The sequence below is a fragment of the Hyphomicrobium sp. genome, assembly GCF_041659645.1.
Classification (GTDB): domain Bacteria; phylum Pseudomonadota; class Alphaproteobacteria; order Rhizobiales; family Hyphomicrobiaceae; genus Hyphomicrobium_B.
This window is the reverse complement of sequence record NZ_JBAZXX010000004.1, coordinates 708,469-730,676: the sequence shown is the minus strand read 5'-3', so window position 1 is coordinate 730,676 and position 22,208 is coordinate 708,469. Positions and strand designations below refer to the sequence as shown.

The following is a 22,208-nucleotide window of genomic DNA, read 5'->3' as shown; positions in this document are numbered from 1 at the left end:
CGAGCCCGAGCCGTCAACCAAGATTGCCGCGTTGTCAGCCGCGTCGGATTGTTTGCCGACCGAGACCTTACCCAGCTGATCGCTCTTGATGAACCAGAATGACTGCAGCGTCGAAACGCCGTTAGACGTGCCGGTCAGAGCGTTCTTACCGTCTGGCGTGGCTTGATTGGTCGTCAAGCTGTCGGAGCCGATGGCTTCGATGTGCAGGACGTAACCTGCCGTCCAGCCGGGCAAAATCGTTGCCTGGCCAGTGAACTTCACGTGGCTGCCGAGTGTTGAACCGAGGTCTGTGACGTAGGCGTTCGACTCAGAGCCGTCGTCCCACCACATGACCTGCTGACCAACCCAGCCCGACACGGTGAGAGAAACCTTGCGGTTGCCCTTGCGTGCCGTCGTTGCTTCAAGTTCCGCAATGCGCTCTTCAAGGTCCGCGCAGCAATTGCCGCCCAGGTCCGCTGCAGAGGCGCTCGTGGCGAAACCGCCAACGAGAACGCCTGCAACGAGCATGGCGCCTACCCCATATTTCCTCATTCTACCTTCTCCCGTCTTCATCACTTCTAGTAGTGGACGCGGTACCTGGCGTTCGCCGTATTGTCGGCCGCTTCCCAAGCGATCCACGGCGTAACACCTGCCAAGTGACTCCGCCGCTTGAGGGGAAAGTCTGTGATTCGTCGTTTTGCAACAATTGCGGTTTGCGAAAACACAGCGACGAATCCGACAATGTGGCGCAGGGGCAACTAGCCGTATTGTTGGGCGATTGCCCAAAATGTGTCCAAATACTTGTTTTTAAACGCATTATTTTCGTGCGACGGGTCTGTGGCCGGAAAATGAGTTTTCCACGCATCAGGTGGATTTGCTGTGCACACAAATGAAAAGGCCGCCCCGAGGGAGCGGCCTTTTTGATTTGGCTTGGTCTTTAGCTGGCGATCAGAAGTTGATCAGAGCGCCCATGCCGACATACTGGAAGTCCTGATAGCCTTGGCCTTCAGTATTGTTATCGCTGTAGTCAAGGTGACGATACTTGACCCAGATCGACATAGCTGCTGCGTCGATTTCCTGAACGATGCCGCCGCCGATGACCTCAGTCCGATCGTGGGTGGCGCCGTCCAGTCCCAAGTTTTCAGACTGCGAGAAGGCGCCTGATCCCTTGATGTTTTCGTACTCGCCGTAGAGAACGGTGTGGCCGAGTGGGTTCCAGCGCTGACGGATGCCGCCTTTGCCGTACCAGGTCTGCGAGGACCCGAGATTACCATCGCTGTAATCGTCGTGGCCGTAGGCACCGTAAGCGAACAGACCTGTCGGGGTGTGTTCGATGTATGCGCCAGCCTGGAAGTACTGCTGGGTGTTGTTGATCACGGCGCCATTAAGGGCTTCGTCGGTGCTCTCAAAGTATGAAGCCACACCAGCGACTTTGAAGTCAGCCCATTCACCGGCATAACGCGTGGTGATGGCCCAGATGTCGTCTTCACCCCACGATGCCGACACCGAGAAGCCGCCAAAGCTAGGTGAGTCATAGCGAACGGTATTGCGGGGAACGCCCGCGCAGTCACCCCAAGCCCCGCCTGCAGACTGGCAGTAATCGCCGCCCCAGTGTCCGAACAGGGTATCGTCCTTGGTACGAATACCGAAGCTGTTGACGTCGAACGCCACCCAGTTGGCGGGAACGAGCGAGCCCGAGCCGTCAACCAAGATTGCCGCGTTGTCAGCCGCGTCGGATTGTTTGCCGACCGAGACCTTACCCAGCTGATCGCTCTTGATGAACCAGAACGACTGCAGCGTCGAAACGCCGTTAGACGTGCCGGTCAGAGCGTTCTTACCGTCGGGTTGGCTTTGGCTGGTCGTCAAGCTGTCGGAGCCGATGGCTTCGATGTGCAGGACGTAACCTGCCGTCCAGCCGGGCATAATCGTTGCCTGGCCAGTGAACTTCACGTGGCTGCCGAGTGTTGAGCCGAGGTCTGTGACGTAGGCGTTCGACTCAGAGCCGTCGTCCCACCACATGACCTGCTGGCCAACCCAGCCCGACACGGTGAGAGAAACCTTGCGGTTGCCCTTGCGTGCCGTCGTTGATTCAAGTTCTGCAATGCGCTCCTCGAGGTCTGCGCAGCAGTTCCCCCCGAGATCAGCTGCCGATGCACTGCCGGTTGACAGGCTGCCCGCAATCAGGCCTGCCGCCGCCAGGGCACTCAGACTGTACTTGTTCATAGAACTACTCCCGTCTGCTTCGACTTGAGGAATGACAGGCAGAACGTGACCGTTCGACCCAACACTCTTCTTTCCGTGGTGCTATTTACCCGTCCTCAAACCCGTCTTTGCGGCCAACGGGTTTCCCCCCGAATCACCGCCCAGGGTTATGTTTTAAGCAGATCTGATTCGGTCGGGGAATAGTGGATGGGTGTTTGGCTGTGGAATTGCCGGGATTTGTGACGGAAAAGTCACGAGCGTTGATGTTGCCACACGATGGCCACTCGACCATCCAAATTCAGACGAAGTCTTTCTTCCCCCATCCCGGAAATGTGTTCTTCGCTGAGGGATAGGCGCGCGGTCGTCACGGGACGGAGTACACTATGGGTGCTGGCCCTTTGTTCTACTTCGAATAAAACGCCGCGATGCAAACGCCAAGAGAATAACGACCAGTGCGGACGAGTGCGTCAACAGGACCATTTCTGGCCGGTCTGCATAACTCGCGAGCACGAAGCGCTCATAAAATAGGGGATGGAAGCGATCGGCCTGGCCGAAGCTCCAGCGAAATTGCTCCTGCATCGCGTCGAGCAGCAGGTAGGCGTTTGCCAGGGCCTTGCCGTTTATCCACTCAAAAACAGCGACGCCCGAGACCGCAAAAAACTTCGCAACGATGTTCAGTCCCTCGACGGCGTGGTCATAAATGAGGAGAAGAGCGAATAATGCGATGTGGACAGTGACAAAAAACTGCCAGAGGAAATCGATCTGACCGCGGACGGACATCATCGCCTCGACGAGCGTGCTTTCTTGAAACTGCGACATCGCTTTCCCTCTTTGGCCGCGCGGGCATCGTGGCGGCCCCCCGTCATGTTATAGCTTCCGAATATGTGGCGAAGAAACGTATCTTCGAGCCGGATCGTGCGACGCCCGTCCGGGGCTCGTGGCGCGAAGGGCGGGTTGCGGACGGTTCATAATTCATTGACGAGAAAGTCACAGGCATCCACCCGCGCGTGGAAAATCTGCCACAATCGTTGGATAGCAGAGTGGCACAGTCCTTCAGCGCGCTTGTGAGAAAGCGTGAGGTTAGGGCATGCGCACCGCAAGGGTTGGCTGATATCGGAAATGACAGGAAAATTTATCGATCGCCGGGTACTGCTTGAGAAGGCGGTCGCGGGAACTTTTGCCATGGGCCTCGCCAAGATGGCGTTGGCCGCGACTGCCGCACACGCGGATGCGGCGTCCCCGGGGCCACAGCAAAGCCAGCAGGGCACAGCATTTGGCGCGACGACGGTAAAGACCGAAGCCAAGCGGCTATCAGACCAGCCGTTCGTCAAGCCGGCGATGGATCTGCCTCAGCCCTTCAACAAGCTTACGTACGAGCAGTACCGCGACATCCGCTTTCGCTCGGAGAAAGCGCTTTGGAAGGGCGATCATCTCGACTTTCAAGTCCAGCCATTCGCGATGGGATGGCTCTACGACGTTCCGGTCGATCTCTGGGTCGTCGATGCCGGCAAGGCGTCGCGGCTGATAGCGGATAGTTCGCTGTTCTCGTTCGGGCCGCTCATCGGGCCGGGACCGGAGGCAGCGCCGTTCGGATTCTCGGGCTTTCGAATCCACGGACCGATCAATCGTGCCGATGCGTACGACGAATATATGGTCTTTCAGGGAGCGAGCTATTTTCGTGCGGTCGGGCGTGGAGAAGGTTACGGGACGTCGGCCCGCGGATTGGCGCTCAACACGGCGCAGCCAGGCGGGGAGGAGTTTCCATTCTTCCGCAGCTTCTGGATCGAGCGGCCGAAGCCGATTGCAACCGAATTGGTCATCCATGCGTTGCTCGACAGTCCATCTACGACCGGCGCCTACCGGTTTTCGATCACGCCGGGAGAAACAACGGTCATGGATGTTGAGGCAACTTTATATCCCCGTGTCGCGCTGAGCCATGTCGGCGTCGGGCCGCTGACCAGCATGTTCTTTCATGGCCAGTCGAGCCAGCGCCGCGTCGAAGATATTCGACCTGCCGTTCATGACAGCGAAGGGCTGGCGATGGTAAACGGGAGCGGCGAGCGACTTTGGCGGCCGTTGAACAATCCCAAGACGCTGCAACTCAGCGCCTTCATGGACAAGGATCCGAAGGGCTTTGGTTTTTGGCAGCGCGACCGCGATTTCCACAACTATGAAGATCTCGAAAGCCATTTCGAGCGGCGGCCGTCGGTATGGGTTGAGCCAGCCGGGCCATGGGGCGAAGGTTTTGTCGAGCTCGTCGAAATTCCGGTCGGTGATGAAATTCACGATAACATCGCTGCCTACTGGAAGCCTTCGAAGGAATTGGCTGCGGGCGGTCCCCACCTCTTTAACTATAGAATCTACTGGGGCGCGGACGTGCCGGAGTCGTGGTCGGGTGCCCGCGTCGTCAAGACGCGTGTAGGGAATGGGAAAAAGCCGGGCATCATCGTGTTTGTCATCGATTTGGCAGGGCCATCGGTCAAGGATGCGAAGGACCTGCCAGCCGTGGATTTGTCAGCAAGCGCCGGTCAGGTCTCGAACGTCAATATCCAGCGTAACGCCGAGATTTCCGGCGTCCGGGTCTCATTCAATTTAGTTCCGGGCGACAATGAACTCATCGAACTTCGTTGCGTTCTGAAGGCTGGGGAGCAACCCGTCTCGGAGACTTGGCTCTATCGATGGACAAAGCCGTAAACGAGAACTTCATAGGCGAAGCGCCAGAAGTGACCTCATATTCGAAAGCGTCGCCGGATGCCGGGCCGTGGTGGCATCTGCCGCCATCATCTCCGCTCGCCATGCCGGTTCAAGATTTCGCGTCGCCGCCGGCGGCGAGCGTTGAAATCAAGCGCAGGGGATACTGGGTGCCACGCACGGCGATTTTCGCCGGCGCAGCTGTACTGACGGCAGCGTTCGGGCACGAGCTCTTCAGCATTCTGTCTTTCGTCGTCATCACACCGGTTCAGTTTCTCTTTCTTATCCTATCAACCGTCGCGTTCGGATGGATTGCGATCGGCAGTATGAGTGCCTCGCTCGGCTTCCTGCCGCTCTTCGTCGGCGAGCAACCCGATACGATCGAACCACCGCCGCCGACATCTGTGCTGACCGCGCGGACGGCGCTGTTGTTTCCCGTTTATCACGAAGACCCGGCGCAGATCGCTGGCGCCATCGAGGCGATGGCGCGCGAGCTTGCCGACCTAGGGCGCAACAGCTACTTCGACATCTTTGTGCTTTCCGACACGCGCGGCGATGACGCGGGCGCCAAGGAAGCGGCGGTCTATCGGGCGTTATCGGCGCAATTGGAGGACGTCGCGACCGTTTATTATCGCCGGCGTTTGAAGAATACTGCGCGCAAGTCCGGCAACATCGCCGACTGGGTCGAGCGGTTCGGCGCGGACTATCAATCTTTCATCATTCTCGACGGCGACAGCGTCATGTCGGGCGGCACGCTCGTCTCGCTGGCTGCGGCCATGGAAGCCGATCCGAAAGCCGGACTGATCCAAACGGTGCCGAGACTCGTCGGCGGCGAGACGCTTCTCCAGCGCCTGCAGCAATTTGCGTGCAACACGTATGGACCCGCGGTCGCCGCCGGACTGGCGTTCTGGCATCGCGATCAGGGCAACTACTGGGGACACAACGCGATCATCCGTACGGCTGCTTTCGCGTCCGCCGCGGGACTGCCGGATCTGCCGGGCCGCAAACCTTTCGGCGGTCACATCATGAGCCACGATTTTGTCGAGGCGGTGCTGCTGCAGAGAGCGGGCTTCGGCGTCCACATGATGCCGTCGCTGGAAGGGTCTTACGAAGGCATGCCGCCGAACATCATAGATGTCGTGGCGCGGGACCGGCGCTGGGCGCAGGGCAACCTTCAGCACTTGGCGATCGTCTCGCAGCCGGGACTAACGCCGATGGGACGTTTGCACCTCGGGATGGGAGCCGCATCATATTTGATCTCGGGCGTATGGGCGTTGTCGCTCATCGTCGGTGTTGTGCTGGCGCTGCAAGGACAGCAGATGATCCCGAGCTATTTCCGTGACGATAAGACCCTGTTCCCGATCTGGCCGACGATCGACCCGGGCGCGGCGCTGCGGCTGTTCCTCGGAACGATGATCGTGGTGCTGCTACCGAAGGCGCTGGGGCTCGTGCTCGCATGGAAGCAGGCGCGGAAAGAACGAAATTTCTTTGCCGCTGTGCAGGTGACGATCGGTGTGCTGATCGAGACGGTCTATTCGATGCTGATCGCGCCGATCTTCATGGTGACGCAGACGGTCGGGTCCGCTGAAATTCTCGCCGGGCGCGATTCAGGCTGGAAGCCGCAGAAACGTAATGACGGCGCGTTGACGTTCGACGATGCCATGTGGTTCGCACGCTGGCACACGGCCATCGGCGGCATCGCGGGCGCTATCGCCTGGACGGTTTCTCCGGCGCTTCTGGCATGGATGTCGCCGGTGATTCTTGGTCTCGTGCTGGCGGGGCCGGTCAGTTGGCTGACCTCGCGCCGGGCCGGACCAATCGAGCGCTGGGCGCTGGCGACGAACGAGGATCGCAGGCCGCCGCCCGTGCTCGTCGACGCTGGACATCGGTCGAGGGACTGGGAACGGAAAATCGCGACGCCCGGCGGTCTTAGCGCCCAACCGGATGCGGCTGCGGCCTAGGCCTAACGCGTTCACAGGTCAACGTCGTGTGTCTCCGACCCTTAACCTTCGGCCTGCTTATCGGCGCCGCGCAACGAACGGATGAGTTCGTTGAAAATTTCGCGCACGCGCAGGGGCTCGGAATCGAGATAGGGCAGCGGGCGGATAACCTCGACGGCAACGACGCCCAGGCGTGAGGTCAGCGCGCCGTTGAAAGCGCCTTCGCCCAGCCGGCGCGATAGCCGCCGCAGGACGTCCTGGCCGACGAACTGACCTAACAGATCATCTGTCATGGCGATGCCGCCGGTCGCGATGACGTGGCCGACGACATTACGGGCGAGGCGAAGCGCTCCGAGGATGCCGGGACGGCCACCGTAGAGTCCGGCGATTGCCCGGAACATGCGGACGTTTTCGACCAGCACGAAGCCCATGGCGATCCACATGATCGGCGATAGCGCAGTGACGGTTGCGACGCGCTTCGCCGAAGCAAGGATGACCTTGCGGGCTTCGCCATCGAGAGGATGAAGCAATTCGCGATCCGACAGTCTTAGCAATTCACCGGGAGCCAGGACGTCGCCGGAATGGTCTTTCACGCGGGCAAGGCCCCACGAAAGGTCGGGTCGTCCGCGATAATGGGCGAGAAGGGCTGAGACGGCTTTTCGCTCGGAGGCAGCGTCAGGCTTGGCGAGCGTCGCCCTGACGAGCGTGCGCAACTTCGCCAAGCGGGCGAGGCGGCGAAATCCTAAGAGTTCGCGCAGGACAATCCCGACGAGCGCGAGGGCGATAACGACCATCAGCCCGAATGCGACCCAGCCGATCCAGTCCTGTCGTTCGAGCGCGACGGAAACAAAGCGTGTGAACCACAGCCCGGCTGCGATCGACGCGAGAGCTGCCATCGCGGAAAACAGAACGCTGCTGAATCGAAAGCCGCGATTGATATCGTTGACGCTCAGCCGGCGCGACGGCGCATCCGAACGACGTGACGAGACGGCGCCGCCGGCGGGGATGTCGGCATCGGCGAATTCCGCATCTTCGGTGATGTCGTCCGCCTTGAAGACACGGGGTTTTCGCGGCGGCGGCGTGTTGTCCTCGAAGCTCATGCGAGATAATCCGAGATCAGGAAATCGAGCGCGCGATCCAATCTGATATGCGGGAACGCGGCTAATTTGCCATCGGAAAGTGTGTCGGCAAGTTTGGGGGGCGCGAAGCGGACAAGTTCGAGAGAGGCCGATTTGGCCCGGCGGGCGGCGTCCAGTGCGGCTGCTGGATCTATCGGAAGGTCGCCCGGAAAAATCGCGGCTTCGGCGACGCCGTCGAAGGTGATGTTACCGATGCGCTCGCCCTTGATCGGCGTTCCCCGCAGGCAGGGAAGGATCTCACCGCCTTGTTTGGCCGTTGCTTCACGGGTGGCGCGGAGAGCTGACAGCGCTAGCGCTTGAACGCCTGCGCCTTCGGTCTCGGCGCGCTTGACGGCATCTTCGACGATTTCCTTGAGAATGGCTTCGAGCCGGTCGTGGCTGGATGCCGGAAGATGATCGGCTTTGGTCGCGGCGAAGAGGACGCGGTCGATCCGTCGGCCGAGAAACATCGACAGCCACGAATTGGCGCCGGGTCGGAAGGCATGGAGGATATCCGTCATCGCACGTTCGAGATCAGCCACTGCGTCGGCACCGCGATGAAGCGCCGTCAGCACGTCGACCAAGACGATCTGGCGATCGAGCCTCGCGAAGTGATCGTTGAAGAACGGTTTGACGACGGAGGCCTTATAACTTTCGAAACGGCGGACCATCATCGCCGCGAGCGATCCGCGCGGCAAACGCTCATCCGACGTCAGCGGCATCGGGAAGAATGTCAGTAGCGGCGAGCCGTCGAGTTCGCCGGGCAGCAGAAAGCGGCCCGGCGCGAGAGTGGATTGCGCGCCGCTGTCGCGCGTCGCGCGCAGATAAGCTGTGAAGAGTTTGGAGCCGGTGATCGCGATCTGCTCGTCTTCGGCGGCAGCCGGGTCGGTTCCGGCAAGAAAGTCGAGAAACGGCTTTGCGAATACGGCGCGCGAGGGGGACGCCGCGAACGTCAGGGCGCCAGTGGAGAAAGCGCGATAATCCTGTTCGAGCATCGGCAGGTCGATCAGCCACTCGCCCGGGTAATCGACGATGTCGAGATGCAGCTTCGAGAGGCCGACCATTCGTTTCAGGGCGAAGGCCGAGCGGTATTCGATCGTCACGCGCAATTCCGAGATCCGCTTCGTGCTCTCGGGCCAGGTGGGCGGCGAGGACAGCAGATCGCCGAGGTGCGCCTCGTAATCGAAGCGGGGCACGCTATCGTCTGGCTGCGGCTCAAGGTAAGCGCGAACGATCCGATGCTCGGCATCGGCTGCGAAGAACGGCAGGCGGCCGCCGCTCACGAGGTTGCGGACCAGCGCGGTGATGAAAACGGTCTTACCGGCGCGCGATAGGCCCGTCACTCCGAGCCGCACGGAGGGCGTCAGATAATCGGACAGGCGCGTTTGCGCATCTTTCAAAAGATGGGAATAGGAAATGTCAGCCAATTGATGCCGCGCATGTCGCCAAAAGAAATGGAGCCCGGAGGCTCCCTTTAAGTGGCGTAACTTGCCGACCGCGACAAGACGTTTCCGGAGCACCGGTTGCGCCATATCAAATGCGGCGGCTTAGCCGTAAAAAACGACAGCGACGCCAGCAGCCAAGACGACGACGGCCATCAGCATGATGGCGCCTGAGCGAATGAATTCGGACACGGCCTTCTATCTCCTTTGCCAAGTCCACGACCAGTATTGGCGAAGAACATAGGCTCAAGGTTTGAATAGGCCCTGAAGCGCGGGTTCACGCCGCGTTCATGGCGCCGTCATCATCGCACGCCTCGTGGCGGGCTTGATCGAGGATGACGAGAGGACGGACTCGCGGGCCCCGCATTCGCGTGTCAGGCGTCGTGGGCCTTGCGGACCTCGAATATTTCCATGATCCGGCAGCCGCGGTGCGGGCCGTCGACGACGAACGTCCATTTGCCCTCGGTGAAGGTGTCGCACATCTTGACGCCCTTCACGAGAATCCAATGGCCTTCCTTGCCCTTGTGGATCGCAAGAATATAGTAGGCCCAAGCGCTGCGGGGTTTCTGCATCCAGGTCCAGAACGTCGGCCGTTCCTTCCGAGCGCGGTGCATGTGGCTTTCTTTCAGCTCCATGCGGTAACCGAAATAGGCGAGTGCGGCTTCGACCTCGTCGGAGTAGGTGCCGCGGACTACGGGCTTACGATGTGGCGGCAACTCGCGGCCTTCGCGGATCACGTCTTCGATCTTTGCGATGCCGAAGCCCGTGATGGCGGAGAGCACATAGGGGCCACAAAAGGCCACGCGACCGGTGTCGTTATTTGCCGCGCCGAGACTTGACGATGATCCGGATGAAAAGCGATCGGTCATGACGAAATTGCCCTATACAAGTAGCAACGGGATGCTCGACCTATACGGTTAAGCAAAGATTAACGCAGAGGGAGCCCGAGCCGACCCATGGCAGAACGCGTCAACGTCTCATTCTTTCAGGATTTGATGGCGACGGTCGCCGAGCAGGGGCGCGCACTGCTCCCGAAGGCACTGTTTCGCGATGGGCCGGGCGAGTCGATCGAGGTCCTGTCGCGGGCTTTGATGTCGGGGCGCGGCGAAGCTTCGGGCGTGGCGATCGCGCGGCAGCTTCTCAATCAGCTCAAGAAGGCGAGCAGCGAAGAACGGCTGACGTTCTATCATTTTCTCGCCGAGGATCTGCAACCGGACGCCGCGAGTGTTTCCGAAGCGGCGCGGAATTATCTCGATCAACCGTCAGACAAGACGCTCGCGAGGTTGCAAAAGGCATCCTACAGCCCACGGCTCGAATTCTTCCGGCGGCTCAATCTCGCGCCGGGCGCGACGGCCGAGATCGTGGCGCTCAGATCCGATCTCGTTCGTCACATCAAGTCGGATGACGCGCTAGCGGCTGTCGACAGCGATCTCGAACGGCTGCTGACGTCGTGGTTCAATCGCGGCTTTCTCGTTCTGCGCCGGATCGACTGGCAGACCCCAGCTGCGATCCTGGAGAAGATCATTCAATACGAGGCGGTCCACGAAATTCGTGGCTGGGACGACTTGCGCCGCCGCCTCGATCCCAAAGACCGGCGCTGCTTCGCTTTCTTTCACCCGGCCCTGGTCGACGAGCCGCTGATCTTCGTCGAGGTTGCGCTGACGCGGGACATGCCCAACGCAATTTCGACAGTGCTCGACGGGCGTCGCGCCGAAGATGACGCGGCGCCGACGACGGCGGTGTTCTATTCGATCTCGAACTGCCAGGAAGGACTGAAAGGAATTTCCTTCGGCAACTTCCTTCTGAAGCAGGTCGTCGAAGATTTGGCGCGGGACGTTTCGAGCCTCAAGACGTTTGTTACTCTGTCACCGGCACCAAGCTTCGCACGTTGGGTCGATCGGGCGCTGGCAAGCGGGAGCGATGTGCCGCTGAGCGCCGACGATCGCAAGGCGCTCGGGCGTCTGCGCGATCCAAGGTGGGCGGATGAGATCGCGAAGGACGTCGCGGGAACGGATGAACTCAAATCCGCGCTGATGGGGCTAGCGGCTCATTATTATCTGATGGCGCGTTCGAGCGATGACCGGCCGGTCGATCAGGTCGCGCGCTTCCATCTCGGTAACGGCGCCCGGCTCGAACGGCTGAATTGGTTGGGCGATACATCCGAAAAAGGTCTGCGCGAAGGGCATGGGCTGATGGTCAATTACCGCTACGATCTCGCCGAGATCGAGCGCAATCATGAGGCTTATGCCGACGAGGGGACCGTCGCCGCCTCGCGCGCGGTTCGTGCGCTCTTGCGGCCGGTGCCGAAAGTGAAGGGCCTGGCCGCGGTGCCGGATCTCCTGGCGTTGCCGGGAGCTGCGAAGACGAAACGCGTTCGGGGCGATGAACCCCAGTCGTAACTGGGCGGCCCTATCGCCGAGACCCAAAAGATGCCCTTGTAAAGGCCATTTGCCCGTGCAGTATGAGCCCGCAAGCGTCGCGGGCCGCGCTGTTTTCGAACGTCGGACCGTGATGCGTTCGTCATTTTGAAGGTCCGCGATGCGCTACGATCAGAACGACCGGGAAAGCAGCAACGTCGAAGACCGCCGTGGTCAGGGCGGAAGCGGCGGTGGTGGATTTCAGTTTCCTGGTGGCAACGGCATCCAGATTCCGATTGGCAAGGGCGGCTTCAGCATCACGACGCTGCTGATCATCGGCGCCGTCATGCTGTTCTTTGGCATCAATCCGCTCGATGTCCTGCTCGGGACCAACAACCAGATTCAGATGCCGCAGATGCCTCAGGCGCAGCGGCCGGATCGAGCGCCTTCAAACAATATTCCAGGACTTCCCGGTTCGCCACAGACGCAAACAGCGAACAATGATGATGCCGAGAAGGCGTTCATCGGCAAGGTGCTTGCCGATACCGAAGATGTGTGGACGTCGGTCTTCAAGAGTTTCGGTCGCGACTATCCTGATCCGAAGCTCGTCGTTTACAGCGGCGCGACACGGACACAGTGCGGCGTCGGCCAGACGGCGATGGGACCGTTCTATTGCCCGTTGGATCAGAAGGTTTACATCGACCTCGCGTTCTACGATGAGCTGAAGCGCCGGTTCAACGTCGCCGGGGATTTCGCTCAGGCCTATGTGATCGCGCATGAGGTCGGGCACCACGTGCAGAACCAACTCGGCATTCTCAAGAAGGTGCAGGAGTTGAAAGATAACGCGGGCGATGAGACGACGGCCAATCAGATCCAGGTTCGGACCGAATTGCAGGCTGACTGTCTTGCGGGTGTTTGGGCGAACCTCAACGATCAGATGAAGAAGCGGTTGCAGCCGGGCGATGTCGAAGAGGCGCTGAACGCGGCATCTCAGATCGGCGACGACATGATTCAAAAGAAAATGACGGGCCGTGTCGTTCCGGATGCCTTCACGCACGGTACGGCGGCGCAGCGTGTCTATTGGTTCAAGGCCGGTTTGCAGTCGGGCCGGATGGATCAGTGCGATACGTTCAACACCGCAAGTCCCTGATCGCGGCCAGAATCCGACAGAGGGCCGCCGCCCTTGCGTAAAGGCGGTTGCGTGCCCCGGTAGGCAGTGATCGCATCACTTGGAAAGACCCGGATGAATGGCCGGCCGTAGCGGCGCCCGCTTCGGCGCTATGGCGGTTCGGACGGGATTATGAGATGAGATCCCGTCCGCCGCGACGTGTGCGCTGGCTGTTCGGCTTAGAGTTCCGCGCCGCGGTATTCGCTGATCTTGCAGCTGACCGATTGGGCGGCGAGTTCCTTGCAAAGCTTTTTGGCTTCGGCCCTCGATTTGACCGGTCCCGCGATGAGGCCGAAGTTCGGATTGGTCGCAGTTCCGAGATCGGCGTAACGGGCCTTCAAATGGCTAAGCTGATCGGAATGAATTTGCGACAGCGCACCCCACGTGATCCGGAGCCCGTCGATGGAGGGATCGGTCGCGAGCTGGATGCCGACAGACCGCGGCTCCGGCTTTACGATGGCGGGGCCGAAGGAAATCGGTTTGCTGTTGGCTGAATTGACGCTGCCCGTCTCGATCGGCGCTCCGACGCGTGGTGGGGCGTTGATGATTTTCGGTGGTGCGGGGCTCATGTCGGCTGTTTCGGCCGGCGCGGCATCTGTCCCGGATGGTTGTTGCTGTCCGGCGTCTGACGTTGTCGTGGTGGTTGGGGGCGCTTCCGCAAGCCGGATTTTATCGTCGAGCGCGGTCAGCTGCGAGCCAAGGGTTTGCGTCTGAACCGCCTGAGCGGTGACTTCGGCCTTGATGCTGGCGACGTCGAGTTCAAGTTTCGTCAGTGACGATTTAACAGTGTCGACGTCGGCGGATACCTTCATGACCGTGGTTTCGGTCGCATGCTGATGCCCGGACGACAGGTCGGGCAGGACATGCGGCGCGAAAAACGCGATGCCAAGGTAGCCGAGGCCCACGACGCCGAGCACGGTCCAGACGGCCGAATAGGGCGAAGCGTCGGCTTTCCTGCGCGTCGGCTTATCGGTTGTGGGCTTGGTCATGGGTTTGTCGTCCTAATGCCTTGCGGGCGTCCGGCAGGCGGATCATCCCGAATCGTTTTCACTGTCTGAACGAGGTTGGGTCGGTCGTGCGCTCGCCGCAATGGCGTGGTTCAGGAAGCGCGCGGGAAGCTGTGGACGGACGCCGAGATGGTGCAAAACGGCTATCTGCCGGTAACTCTTGGGCAAAGACGCGACCTGGCGTATCGGTGGGCCCCTCGCCCGGGCCGCTGCACATGACGCGACAAGGCCGCCTGGGTTCTGGGTCTTGCGGCAGACGGAGCGCAGGCGGTATGGCAAGGTTCAGCCGCTGGCAACGCTCACTCGGCGTTCGCGCTTCGGCTCCTGTAGCAATTGGAACGCAAGGTCATCCATGAGTGCCGGGCTCTGTCTGTATGTCGTACTTGCCGCCGGCAAGGGCACGCGGATGAAATCATCGCTGCCGAAGGTGCTCCACTCGATCGCCGGGCAGTCGATGCTCGCGCATGTTCTTGGAACGGCGTCACTGGGTGGCGGCAAGATGGCCGTCGTGGTGGCGCCGGATAGCGAAGCGGTTGCGGCAGAAGCATTGCGGATCGTGCCGGACGCGAAAATCTTCGAGCAGGCGACCCAGCGAGGCACAGCTGACGCCCTTCTAGCGGCAAAACCGGCTCTTCAGGAGCACACCGGCGACGTCATCGTGCTTTTCGCCGACACGCCGCTCGTCCGGCCAGACGTGCTGGCTGAACTCCGCGCGGCGCTTGATGATGGCGCTGGGATCGCGGTCTTGGGTTTCCGTTCCAAGAACCCGACCGGATACGGGCGGCTGCTGATCGATGACGGCGGCGCGCTGATGGCGATACGCGAGGAAAGGGACGCGAGCGACGCCGAGAAGAAAGTCGGATTGTGTAATTCCGGCGTCATGGCGTTCCGGGTGCCGGACCTGTCCGGTCTTCTGTCGCGCATCGGCTGCGCGAACGCCAAAAACGAATATTACCTGACAGATGTGGTTGCGATCGGACGGGAGCTCGGCATCCGCGCGGCTGTGGTTGTGTGTGACGAGGACGACGTTCTCGGGATTAACACGCGCGAGCAATTGGCGCAGGCGGAAGCCGTCTGGCAAGCACGAACGCGGGTGGACATGATGCGCGAGGGCGTGACGATGATCGCGCCGGAGACGGTTTGGCTGAGCTTCGACACGAAGATCGGGCGGGACGTCATCCTTGAGCCCAATGTTATCTTCGGGCCCGGCGTGACGGTGGAGGCTGGCGCTCGCATTCTCGGTTTCTGTCACTTCGAAGGTGCAACAATCGGGACGGGTGCGCGCGTCGGGCCTTTCGCGCGGCTCCGCCCCGGCGCGGACCTCGGGGCTGACGTCCACATCGGCAACTTCGTGGAGGTGAAAAAGACCACGCTGGGCACGGGCGCAAAAGCCAATCACCTTTCCTATCTGGGCGACGGCAACGTCGGCGCGGGGGCCAACATCGGTGCGGGGACGATTTTCTGCAATTACGATGGCTTCAACAAGGAGAAGACCGTGATCGGCGAGGGGGCCTTTATCGGCTCGAACTCGTCGCTGGTGGCGCCCGTCACAATCGGGAAGGGCGCCTACATCGGCTCGGGCAGCGTCATCACGAAGGATGTCAATCCGGGAGCGCTGGCCTTGTCGCGATCCGCCCAGGACGAGCGTCCGGGATGGGCGGACAAGTTCCGCATCATGATGTCTCGACGCAAAGCGGCGCAAAAGAAATAACTGTTAACCAAGACAGTAAAATAGACTGCGAGTCGCGTGCGTTGCTTTGAAATATTCTTTGATTTGAGAAGTACCTTATCCGGCCCCATCGTCGGATTGGGGAACGCATTTGGGGAGCCGGTCCAAAATGTGTGGGATCGTTGGAATTCTTGGGAAATCATCGGTTTCGACCAATCTGGTCGATGCCCTCCGGAGGCTTGAATACCGGGGATATGATTCGGCTGGCATCGCGACGGTCGAGGGACCTGCCATCGAACGCCGACGCGCGGAGGGCAAACTCAGGAACCTCGAAAAGCGATTGCTGACCGAGCCTCTCGCGGGGCGGACCGGGATCGGGCACACGCGCTGGGCGACCCACGGGCGGCCAACGGAGCGAAACGCCCACCCGCATATGACGGGAAAGGTGTCAGTCGTCCATAACGGCATTATCGAGAATTTTCGCGAACTTCGGGCGAGCCTTGAAGCCAAAGGGCACAAGTTCGAGACGGACACAGACACGGAAGCCGTCGTCCATCTGATCACCGACGAGATGGATCAAGGCGCGGAACCGGTCGCGGCCGTCCGCAGTGCTTTGCAGCATCTCCGGGGCGCGTTCGCGCTCGGAATCATCTTCGCGGGCGAGGACGATCTGATGATCGCGGCGCGCAAGGGCTCGCCGCTCGCGATCGGGCATGGATCGGGCGAAATGTATCTCGGCTCGGATGCCATTGCACTGGCACCGTTCACCGATACGATCACTTATCTCGAAGAAGGCGACTGGGCCGTTCTGCATCGCTCGGGAGCCGAGATCTTCAATCTCGACGGGGTCCGGGTTGAGCGGCCTCTCGTCAAAGCCGTCGCGAGCGCGCTGTTGATCGACAAGGGCAACTATCGCCACTTCATGGCGAAGGAAATTCACGAGCAGCCGGAGGTCATTTCGCACACGCTGGCGAATTACCTCGATATGACGACGGCGCGCGTCCGCTTCCCTGACCTCGGCGTCGATCTGTCGAAGATCAGCCGCATCACGATCTCGGCGTGCGGCACGGCCTATTACGCCGGCTTGGTCGCGAAGTACTGGATCGAGAAATTCGCGCGCGTTCCGGTCGAAATCGATGTCGCGTCGGAGATGCGCTATCGCGAAGCGCCGCTGCCCGAGAACGGCCTCGCCGTCTTCGTCTCGCAGTCGGGCGAGACGGCGGATACGCTGGCGACGCTGCGGTATGCCAAGGCCAACAAGCAGCGGATCGCGTCCATCGTCAACGTCCGGACCTCGACCATAGCGCGTGAATCGCACGCTGTGCTGCCGACGCTGGCAGGACCTGAAATCGGCGTGGCTTCGACAAAAGCCTTCACCTGCCAGCTTTCGGTTCTGGCATGCTTGGCAATCGCAATTGCCCGCGCCCGGGAGACGATCACCGCGGAACAGGAATCGGCGCTCGTCAAATCTCTGATGGAGGTGCCGCGGCACGTCGCGTCCATTCTCAGAAGCGATGAGGCTTATGTGGCCGTCGCCCATGATCTTTCGAAGGCCGACGATGTGCTCTACCTCGGGCGGGGTGCGAGCTTCCCGATCGCGCTTGAGGGCGCGTTGAAGCTCAAGGAAATTTCCTACATCCATGCCGAAGGATATGCGGCGGGAGAGTTGAAGCATGGGCCGATCGCCCTGATCGACGAGACCGTGCCGGTGGTTGTGGTGGCGCCGGAGGACGAGCTGTTCGAAAAGACGGTTTCGAATCTCCAGGAAGTTGCGGCGCGCGGCGGGCAGGTGATTTTGATCTCGGATGCCGATCCCGAGAAGGCCGGTTGCAAACTTACCGGGTATATCCGTATGCCAAAGGTTGACCCTTTTGTCGCACCGATGATCTATGCTGTACCGACTCAACTCATCGCCTATCAAACGGCGGTGTTGATGGGCACCGACGTCGATCAGCCAAGAAATCTGGCGAAGTCCGTGACGGTGGAATAGCCCAAAGCTGTAAATTGGGGATGGGGCCCTCAATTTGCCGCCTTCCGCTGGTGCGATAGCGACGGGGGAGGGTTACGCCACTCAAGAACGCGACCAATGGGGAAGGTAGGGGAAATGACGCAATTCCATGTGCTCGCGCGCCGGTTGGTGCCCGCTGCCACTGTGGCGTGCGTATTTGCAGCCGTCCTTTCGGCTGTGCCAACCGCTGGCGAAGCAGCAAAAGCAAAAGCGAGCAAACAAACACCCTCCGGACCATCTGCTCAAGGACCTGGAGCCGGTAACGACGGCGCCCAAAAGGCTGCAGCGGCTGATGCCGCGAAAAAAGCCTATGATAGCGGTCTCAAGGATTTTGCTGCAGGCCGATATCCATCTTCGATTGCTCAACTCTCGACTGCGGTGAAGTCCGGCGCGCTGACATCCTCGGAGATGGCCAAGGCGCTGATGACGCGCGGCCTCGCCTACAAGAAGGACAACAAGCCAGGTCAGTCGATCTCCGATCTCACCGGCGCGATCTGGCTGAAGAACGGCTTGAGCCCCAACGACCAGAAGTCGGCAATCGCTGAGCGCGCCGAGGCCTATCGGATGGCTGGTCTTCAGGATACCGGCAGCATGCCGGATCAACGCGCAATTGGAACTCCGACGACGCCGACCGCGACTGCTGACGCAACAGCAACACCGGCTGCTGCAAATTCCGCTTCAGGTCCGAACGCTGGATCGGCGGGACTTTCGGCCGCGGCCATCGCGGAGGCAGCGGGCGCACAGAAAGCCAGCGGTGCGCAAGGGGCTTCGGCGGCGATCAGCAATCCAGCGGTCAATGGCGAGACGACGCTGCAGTCGGCTGCGGCGGCAGGTGTCGCGAGCGAAAGCGCGAAGCCTGCTTCATCGGGTATCGGGGGATTTTTCGGTTGGGGCCAGTCGGCGCAGGCTCCTGAGCCGGCGGCGGCACCCGCGCCCAGCACCGGATCGTCATTCACACAGTCCGTCACGGCTATTCCAGGCAACGTGTCGGGCTTCTTCTCCAATATGTTCAGCAGCGGATCATCGGCTCCCGCGCCCGACGCGAGCCAACCCGTCACCGTGACGACGGCATCGACGACGGTGACGGTGTCGGTGCCAGAGACATCGAGCTGGAGCAGCGGGACGTCGATTGCACTTCGCACGAAGCCGGAAGTCGTCAAGGCCGAGAAGGCGTCCTATGCGCCTGAAGCCGGACCGAAGGCGGCAGCTCTGACGAAGGGCAAATTTAAGATTCATATCGCGGCCGTGAGGTCGAAGGCGGAAGCCGAGGCCTTGGCGCAGAAGCTTGTTGCGGAACACGGCGCGGAACTCGGCAATCATGTGCCAATCGTCGATCAAGCCGTTATCGGCAGCATGGGCACGTTTTACCGGGTGCGGATCGGCGGTTATGCCTCGCAAGATGAACCACGTAGTCTCTGCAACCAACTTAGAACCAGTGGCCTTGACTGCTTGGTCGTGACAAACTGAGGGGAGCCCGGTCCTCTGTCGGGCATGATGCTCGAGTAGGAGAGTATGGTTCCTCCCCCGGACGATCCAGAACCCGTACCCCGGCGTACGCCGGGTGTTCCTCAATCCGAAGCGCAGTTGACGGCGGGCCTCAAGCGGCTCGCCAGTGAAAGCGGCAAGACCGGCTGGCGGCTCGGTTCGCGAATCCGAAACGCCTTCTTGACGGGCCTCGTCATCGTTGGGCCGGTGACGATCACGCTCTGGATCATGTGGGGCGTGATCCATTGGATCGATGCCTGGATCAAGCCGCTGCTGCCGTTGTCCTTCAATCCCGATACCTATCTGCCGTTTCCAGTGCCGGGCCTAGGCTTGGTGATCGCGGTCGTCGGGTTGACGTTGATCGGGGCACTTGCCGCGAACCTTCTCGGCCGCACGCTCGTTTCTTCGGGCGAGCTGATGATGTCACGGACACCGATTGTCCGGAACGTCTACGGCGCGCTGAAGCAGATCTTTGAGAGCGTCATATCGACGACGGGATCGAATCCGAGTTTCCAAAAGGTGGGAATGATCGAATTTCCCTCGAAGGAAATCTGGAGCCTAGTGTTCGTTACGGGTGAGACGACGGGCGAGATCAAGGATATCCAGCCGGGCGGTGAAGGCGATCTTCTGACTGTCTTCATGCCGACGGGCATCGTGCCGCCGACGGGGTTCATCTGCTTCGTGCCGCGCAGCAACGTCGTGTTCCTCAATATGACGGTCGAGGAGGCGGCGAAGATCATTCTTTCGGGCGGCATTGTCATGCCGAATACCGAGCAGGAGAAGCTGAAGCTGCTGGCAGCGGCGCAGCAAAAGTCGTCGCGCTTCCGGCGCGGCGGAGACAAACCCACGACTTAAGGCCCGCAGTCTAGGCAGCGCGGAAAAGGCGGACGGCTTCGTCACACTCGAAAAGATAGAGCAGGGTCCGAAGCGCTTGCCCCCGCGGCGACATAAGGTTCGGGTCGCGTTCGAGTATCAGAACAGCGTCGTCGTGCGCAGCTTCAAGTAGGGCCTCCCGGCCCGGGACCTCAGCGATACGAAAGCCGGGGGCGCCGCTCTGACGGGCGCCAAGAATTTCACCGCCGCCGCGTAGCGCCAAATCTTTCTCGGCGATTTTGAAACCGTCTTCGGTGTCTTCCATCATCTTGAGGCGTTGCTCTGCCGTCAGGCCGAGGGGCGCCTTGTAGAGCAGCATACAGAACGATTCACGCGAACCGCGACCGACACGGCCACGCAACTGATGGAGTTGGGCCAGTCCAAAGCGCTCGGCGTGCTCGATGACCATGATGTTGGCGTTGGGCACGTTGACACCAACTTCGATGACCGTCGTCGCGACGAGAATTTTCAGCTTGTTGGCGGCGAACGCGGCCATCGTCTCGTCTTTGTCTTTCCCGGCCATCCCGCCGTGCAGCAGGCCGACGACATCGCCGAAAAGTTGGCGCAGATAGGCGAAGCGCTCTTCGGCTGCGGCGAGATCCATCATTTCGGAACTCTCGATCAACGGGCAAACCCAATACACCTGTGCGCCCTCTTCGAGCTGGACGCGGATGCGGTCGATCAGGCGTTCGAGCAGTTCGATCGGCGCGGCCTTGGTGACGACGGGCTTTCGTCCGGCGGGCTTCTCGGTGAGCTTGGAAACATCGAGATCGCCGTAGTGCGTCATCAAAAGTGTGCGCGGGATCGGCGTCGCGGTCATGACGAGCACGTTTGTGTCGCCATTCGCACCTTTCGCCTGCAGCGCCATGCGTTGATGCACGCCGAAGCGGTGCTGCTCGTCGATGACGGCAACGGCGAGATCCTTGAACAGCACATCCGATTGGAAGAGCGCGTGCGTGCCGACGAGAATATCGATTTCGCCCGAGGCCAAGCGCGAGATCACAGCGTCACGAGCCTTGCCTTTTTCGCGGCCCGTGAGAAGCGCGAGACGCAAGCCAGCGGCTTCCGCCAGCGGCGCGATGGTTTCGATGTGCTGACGAGCGAGGACTTCGGTCGGAGCCATCAGAGCCGCTTGCGCTCCAGCTTCGACCGCAATTGCCATCGTCATCAGCGCGACAACGGTCTTGCCGGAGCCGACGTCGCCCTGAAGGAGGCGGAGCATTCGGTGTGAAGCCGCAAGATCGACCGATATTTCTTCGAGCGCCGTTTTTTGTGATCCCGTGAGCGAGAATGGCAATGCGGCTGCGATGCGAGCGCGGACATCGCCATTGCCGGAGAGACGTCGCCCACGTTCGGTTTTCAGGGTTCGCCGGACAAGCGCGAAGGCCAACTGCCCGGCCAGAAGCTCGTCGAAGGCAAGACGCTGCCAGGGTGCAGCGCCGCTCGAAACATCCTGAGCGTCTGCCGGCTGGTGGACGCGGGAAATGGCATCCTTGAAGGGCGGCCAGTCGCGCGCCTTGAGCCACTGGGTTTCCTGCCACTCCGGAAACTCGGGAACGCGATCGACGGCTTGACGCGCGGCTTTCACCGCGATTTTTCCGGAGAGCCCGGCCGTCAACGGATAGACGGGTTCCAGCAGCGGCATCTCGTTTCGCGCGTCCGGTGACACGATGTAATCGGGATGCGACATTTGCAAGTTGTCGCCGTAACGCTCGATGCGGCCGGAGACAAAGCGTATTTCGCCGACCGGAAGCTGACGCTCGATAAACTTGTGCTCGGCGTGGAAAAAGACGAGGTCGATGCGGCCGGTATCATCTTCGCACGTCACTTTGTAGGGCGCTTTGGTGTTGCCTCGGGGTGAAGGCTTGTGCTTCAGGACCCGAAGCTCAAGCGTGACGATGGTTCCGGGGATGGCTTCCGACAGCGTCGGTTGGCTGCGCCGGTCGATGACGCCAGTCGGCATATGCCACAGGACGTCGACGACGCGGGGCTCGGATACGCCCGGTGGCAGCACCAGGCATTTCTTCAAAAGCAGGATGAGGCGCGGGCCGATGCCGGCCAGGGTCTGCGCCGATGCGAAAAGCGGGTTCAGGAAGGCTGGTCGCATCGGTGAAAAAGGGCTCGCGGTTGCTCGGTTTCGCGGCCGCTACCCAAGGTCGCGGCAATAAGCATCGCTGGGCGCGCTATGCGCCGCGAGCGGCGGGCGCTATATGAGCCTTTCGCGAATAGCGCACCGTGACGGCCAGCCGGCGCTCAGTCAAGCTGCCAG

The 22,208-nt window shown here is 60.9% G+C and carries 15 protein-coding genes and 1 pseudogene; 8 read left to right on the top strand and 8 right to left on the bottom strand.

Features of this window, described 5'->3' with window-relative positions; all coding sequences use genetic code 11:
* The 3 genes and pseudogenes from WC811_RS17945 to WC811_RS17935 all read right to left on the bottom strand — a co-directional run.
* Nucleotides 1-531: pseudogene (locus WC811_RS17945) on the bottom strand (porin); the annotation flags it as partial.
* Between the two features lie 396 nt (nucleotides 532-927).
* A complete protein-coding gene (locus WC811_RS17940; RefSeq protein ID WP_372646728.1) occupies nucleotides 928-2,202 on the bottom strand; it encodes a porin in 1,275 nt (424 codons plus the stop codon).
* A gap of 360 nt (nucleotides 2,203-2,562) precedes the next feature.
* Nucleotides 2,563-3,000, bottom strand: coding sequence for a hypothetical protein (locus WC811_RS17935; protein WP_372646727.1), 438 nt, complete (start codon nucleotides 2,998-3,000; stop codon nucleotides 2,563-2,565).
* 300 nt (nucleotides 3,001-3,300) lie between these two features.
* Between WC811_RS17935 and WC811_RS17930 the strand changes: the two genes are divergently transcribed.
* Nucleotides 3,301-4,875 (top strand): glucan biosynthesis protein, encoded by a 1,575-nt coding sequence (locus WC811_RS17930; RefSeq protein ID WP_372646726.1) that lies wholly within the window; start codon nucleotides 3,301-3,303, stop codon nucleotides 4,873-4,875.
* On the top strand, nucleotides 4,860-6,833 hold the full coding sequence (gene mdoH, locus WC811_RS17925) for a glucans biosynthesis glucosyltransferase MdoH (protein WP_372646724.1): 1,974 nt from the start codon (nucleotides 4,860-4,862) through the stop codon (nucleotides 6,831-6,833). The genes WC811_RS17930 and mdoH overlap by 16 nt, the downstream gene beginning before the upstream one ends.
* Nucleotides 6,834-6,874: 41 nt before the next feature.
* Here mdoH and WC811_RS17920 read toward each other — a convergent pair whose 3' ends face one another.
* The 3 genes from WC811_RS17920 to WC811_RS17910 all read right to left on the bottom strand — a co-directional run bounded on the left by WC811_RS17920 (nucleotide 6,875) and on the right by WC811_RS17910 (nucleotide 10,241).
* Nucleotides 6,875-7,912 carry a YcjF family protein gene (locus tag WC811_RS17920; protein WP_372646723.1) on the bottom strand — a complete coding sequence of 346 codons (1,038 nt, stop codon included), beginning with the start codon at nucleotides 7,910-7,912 and terminating at the stop codon, nucleotides 6,875-6,877.
* Nucleotides 7,909-9,357 carry a YcjX family protein gene (locus tag WC811_RS17915; RefSeq protein ID WP_372646722.1) on the bottom strand — a complete coding sequence of 483 codons (1,449 nt, stop codon included), beginning with the start codon at nucleotides 9,355-9,357 and terminating at the stop codon, nucleotides 7,909-7,911. The genes WC811_RS17920 and WC811_RS17915 overlap by 4 nt, the downstream gene beginning before the upstream one ends.
* A 389-nt stretch (nucleotides 9,358-9,746) precedes the next feature.
* Nucleotides 9,747-10,241 (bottom strand): hypothetical protein, encoded by a 495-nt coding sequence (locus WC811_RS17910; RefSeq protein ID WP_372646721.1) that lies wholly within the window; start codon nucleotides 10,239-10,241, stop codon nucleotides 9,747-9,749.
* A gap of 87 nt (nucleotides 10,242-10,328) precedes the next feature.
* Between WC811_RS17910 and WC811_RS17905 the strand changes: the two genes are divergently transcribed.
* Nucleotides 10,329-11,771, top strand: coding sequence for a malonyl-CoA decarboxylase (locus tag WC811_RS17905; protein ID WP_372646720.1), 1,443 nt, complete (start codon nucleotides 10,329-10,331; stop codon nucleotides 11,769-11,771).
* A 139-nt stretch (nucleotides 11,772-11,910) separates the two neighbouring features.
* On the top strand, nucleotides 11,911-12,879 hold the full coding sequence (locus WC811_RS17900; RefSeq protein WP_372646719.1) for a neutral zinc metallopeptidase: 969 nt from the start codon (nucleotides 11,911-11,913) through the stop codon (nucleotides 12,877-12,879).
* 197 nt (nucleotides 12,880-13,076) lie between these two features.
* On the opposite strand, the gene WC811_RS17895 is transcribed toward WC811_RS17900, so the two are convergent.
* Complete coding sequence (locus WC811_RS17895) at nucleotides 13,077-13,886, bottom strand: SPOR domain-containing protein (RefSeq protein WP_372646718.1); 810 nt, start codon at nucleotides 13,884-13,886, stop codon at nucleotides 13,077-13,079.
* 370 nt (nucleotides 13,887-14,256) lie between these two features.
* Between WC811_RS17895 and glmU the strand changes: the two genes are divergently transcribed.
* The 4 genes from glmU (at nucleotide 14,257) to WC811_RS17875 (ending at nucleotide 19,921) form a co-directional block, all read left to right on the top strand.
* Nucleotides 14,257-15,615 carry a bifunctional UDP-N-acetylglucosamine diphosphorylase/glucosamine-1-phosphate N-acetyltransferase GlmU gene (glmU, locus tag WC811_RS17890; RefSeq protein WP_372646717.1) on the top strand — a complete coding sequence of 453 codons (1,359 nt, stop codon included), beginning with the start codon at nucleotides 14,257-14,259 and terminating at the stop codon, nucleotides 15,613-15,615.
* Nucleotides 15,616-15,742: 127 nt separating this feature from the next.
* Nucleotides 15,743-17,563: a glutamine--fructose-6-phosphate transaminase (isomerizing) gene (glmS, locus tag WC811_RS17885; RefSeq protein WP_372646716.1), complete on the top strand. Its 1,821-nt coding sequence runs from the start codon at nucleotides 15,743-15,745 to the stop codon at nucleotides 17,561-17,563.
* Nucleotides 17,564-17,677: 114 nt separating this feature from the next.
* The gene (locus WC811_RS17880) at nucleotides 17,678-19,048 is read left to right on the top strand and encodes an SPOR domain-containing protein (RefSeq protein WP_372646715.1); all 1,371 of its coding nucleotides are present in this window, start codon (nucleotides 17,678-17,680) and stop codon (nucleotides 19,046-19,048) included.
* Nucleotides 19,049-19,093: 45 nt separating this feature from the next.
* On the top strand, nucleotides 19,094-19,921 hold the full coding sequence (locus WC811_RS17875) for a DUF502 domain-containing protein (protein ID WP_372646714.1): 828 nt from the start codon (nucleotides 19,094-19,096) through the stop codon (nucleotides 19,919-19,921).
* Between the two features lie 10 nt (nucleotides 19,922-19,931).
* Here the strand turns inward: WC811_RS17875 and recG are convergent, their stop codons facing one another.
* Entirely contained in the window at nucleotides 19,932-22,046 is a 2,115-nt protein-coding gene (recG, locus tag WC811_RS17870; protein WP_372646713.1) for an ATP-dependent DNA helicase RecG, read from the bottom strand.
* Between the last annotated feature and the right edge of the window lie 162 nt (nucleotides 22,047-22,208).

What these genes read in the sequence shown, in the direction of transcription:
- WC811_RS17940 (WP_372646728.1), bottom strand. Translation starts at nt 2,202, where the DNA reads ATGAACAAGTACAGTCTGAGTGCCCTGGCGGCGGCAGGCCTGATTGCG.
- WC811_RS17935 (WP_372646727.1), bottom strand. Translation starts at nt 3,000, where the DNA reads ATGTCGCAGTTTCAAGAAAGCACGCTCGTCGAGGCGATGATGTCCGTC.
- WC811_RS17930 (WP_372646726.1), top strand. Translation starts at nt 3,301, where the DNA reads ATGACAGGAAAATTTATCGATCGCCGGGTACTGCTTGAGAAGGCGGTC.
- mdoH (WP_372646724.1), top strand. Translation starts at nt 4,860, where the DNA reads ATGGACAAAGCCGTAAACGAGAACTTCATAGGCGAAGCGCCAGAAGTG.
- WC811_RS17920 (WP_372646723.1), bottom strand. Translation starts at nt 7,912, where the DNA reads ATGAGCTTCGAGGACAACACGCCGCCGCCGCGAAAACCCCGTGTCTTC.
- WC811_RS17910 (WP_372646721.1), bottom strand. Translation starts at nt 10,241, where the DNA reads ATGACCGATCGCTTTTCATCCGGATCATCGTCAAGTCTCGGCGCGGCA.
- WC811_RS17905 (WP_372646720.1), top strand. Translation starts at nt 10,329, where the DNA reads ATGGCAGAACGCGTCAACGTCTCATTCTTTCAGGATTTGATGGCGACG.
- WC811_RS17900 (WP_372646719.1), top strand. Translation starts at nt 11,911, where the DNA reads ATGCGCTACGATCAGAACGACCGGGAAAGCAGCAACGTCGAAGACCGC.
- WC811_RS17895 (WP_372646718.1), bottom strand. Translation starts at nt 13,886, where the DNA reads ATGACCAAGCCCACAACCGATAAGCCGACGCGCAGGAAAGCCGACGCT.
- glmU (WP_372646717.1), top strand. Translation starts at nt 14,257, where the DNA reads ATGAGTGCCGGGCTCTGTCTGTATGTCGTACTTGCCGCCGGCAAGGGC.
- glmS (WP_372646716.1), top strand. Translation starts at nt 15,743, where the DNA reads ATGTGTGGGATCGTTGGAATTCTTGGGAAATCATCGGTTTCGACCAAT.
- WC811_RS17880 (WP_372646715.1), top strand. Translation starts at nt 17,678, where the DNA reads ATGACGCAATTCCATGTGCTCGCGCGCCGGTTGGTGCCCGCTGCCACT.
- WC811_RS17875 (WP_372646714.1), top strand. Translation starts at nt 19,094, where the DNA reads ATGGTTCCTCCCCCGGACGATCCAGAACCCGTACCCCGGCGTACGCCG.
- recG (WP_372646713.1), bottom strand. Translation starts at nt 22,046, where the DNA reads ATGCGACCAGCCTTCCTGAACCCGCTTTTCGCATCGGCGCAGACCCTG.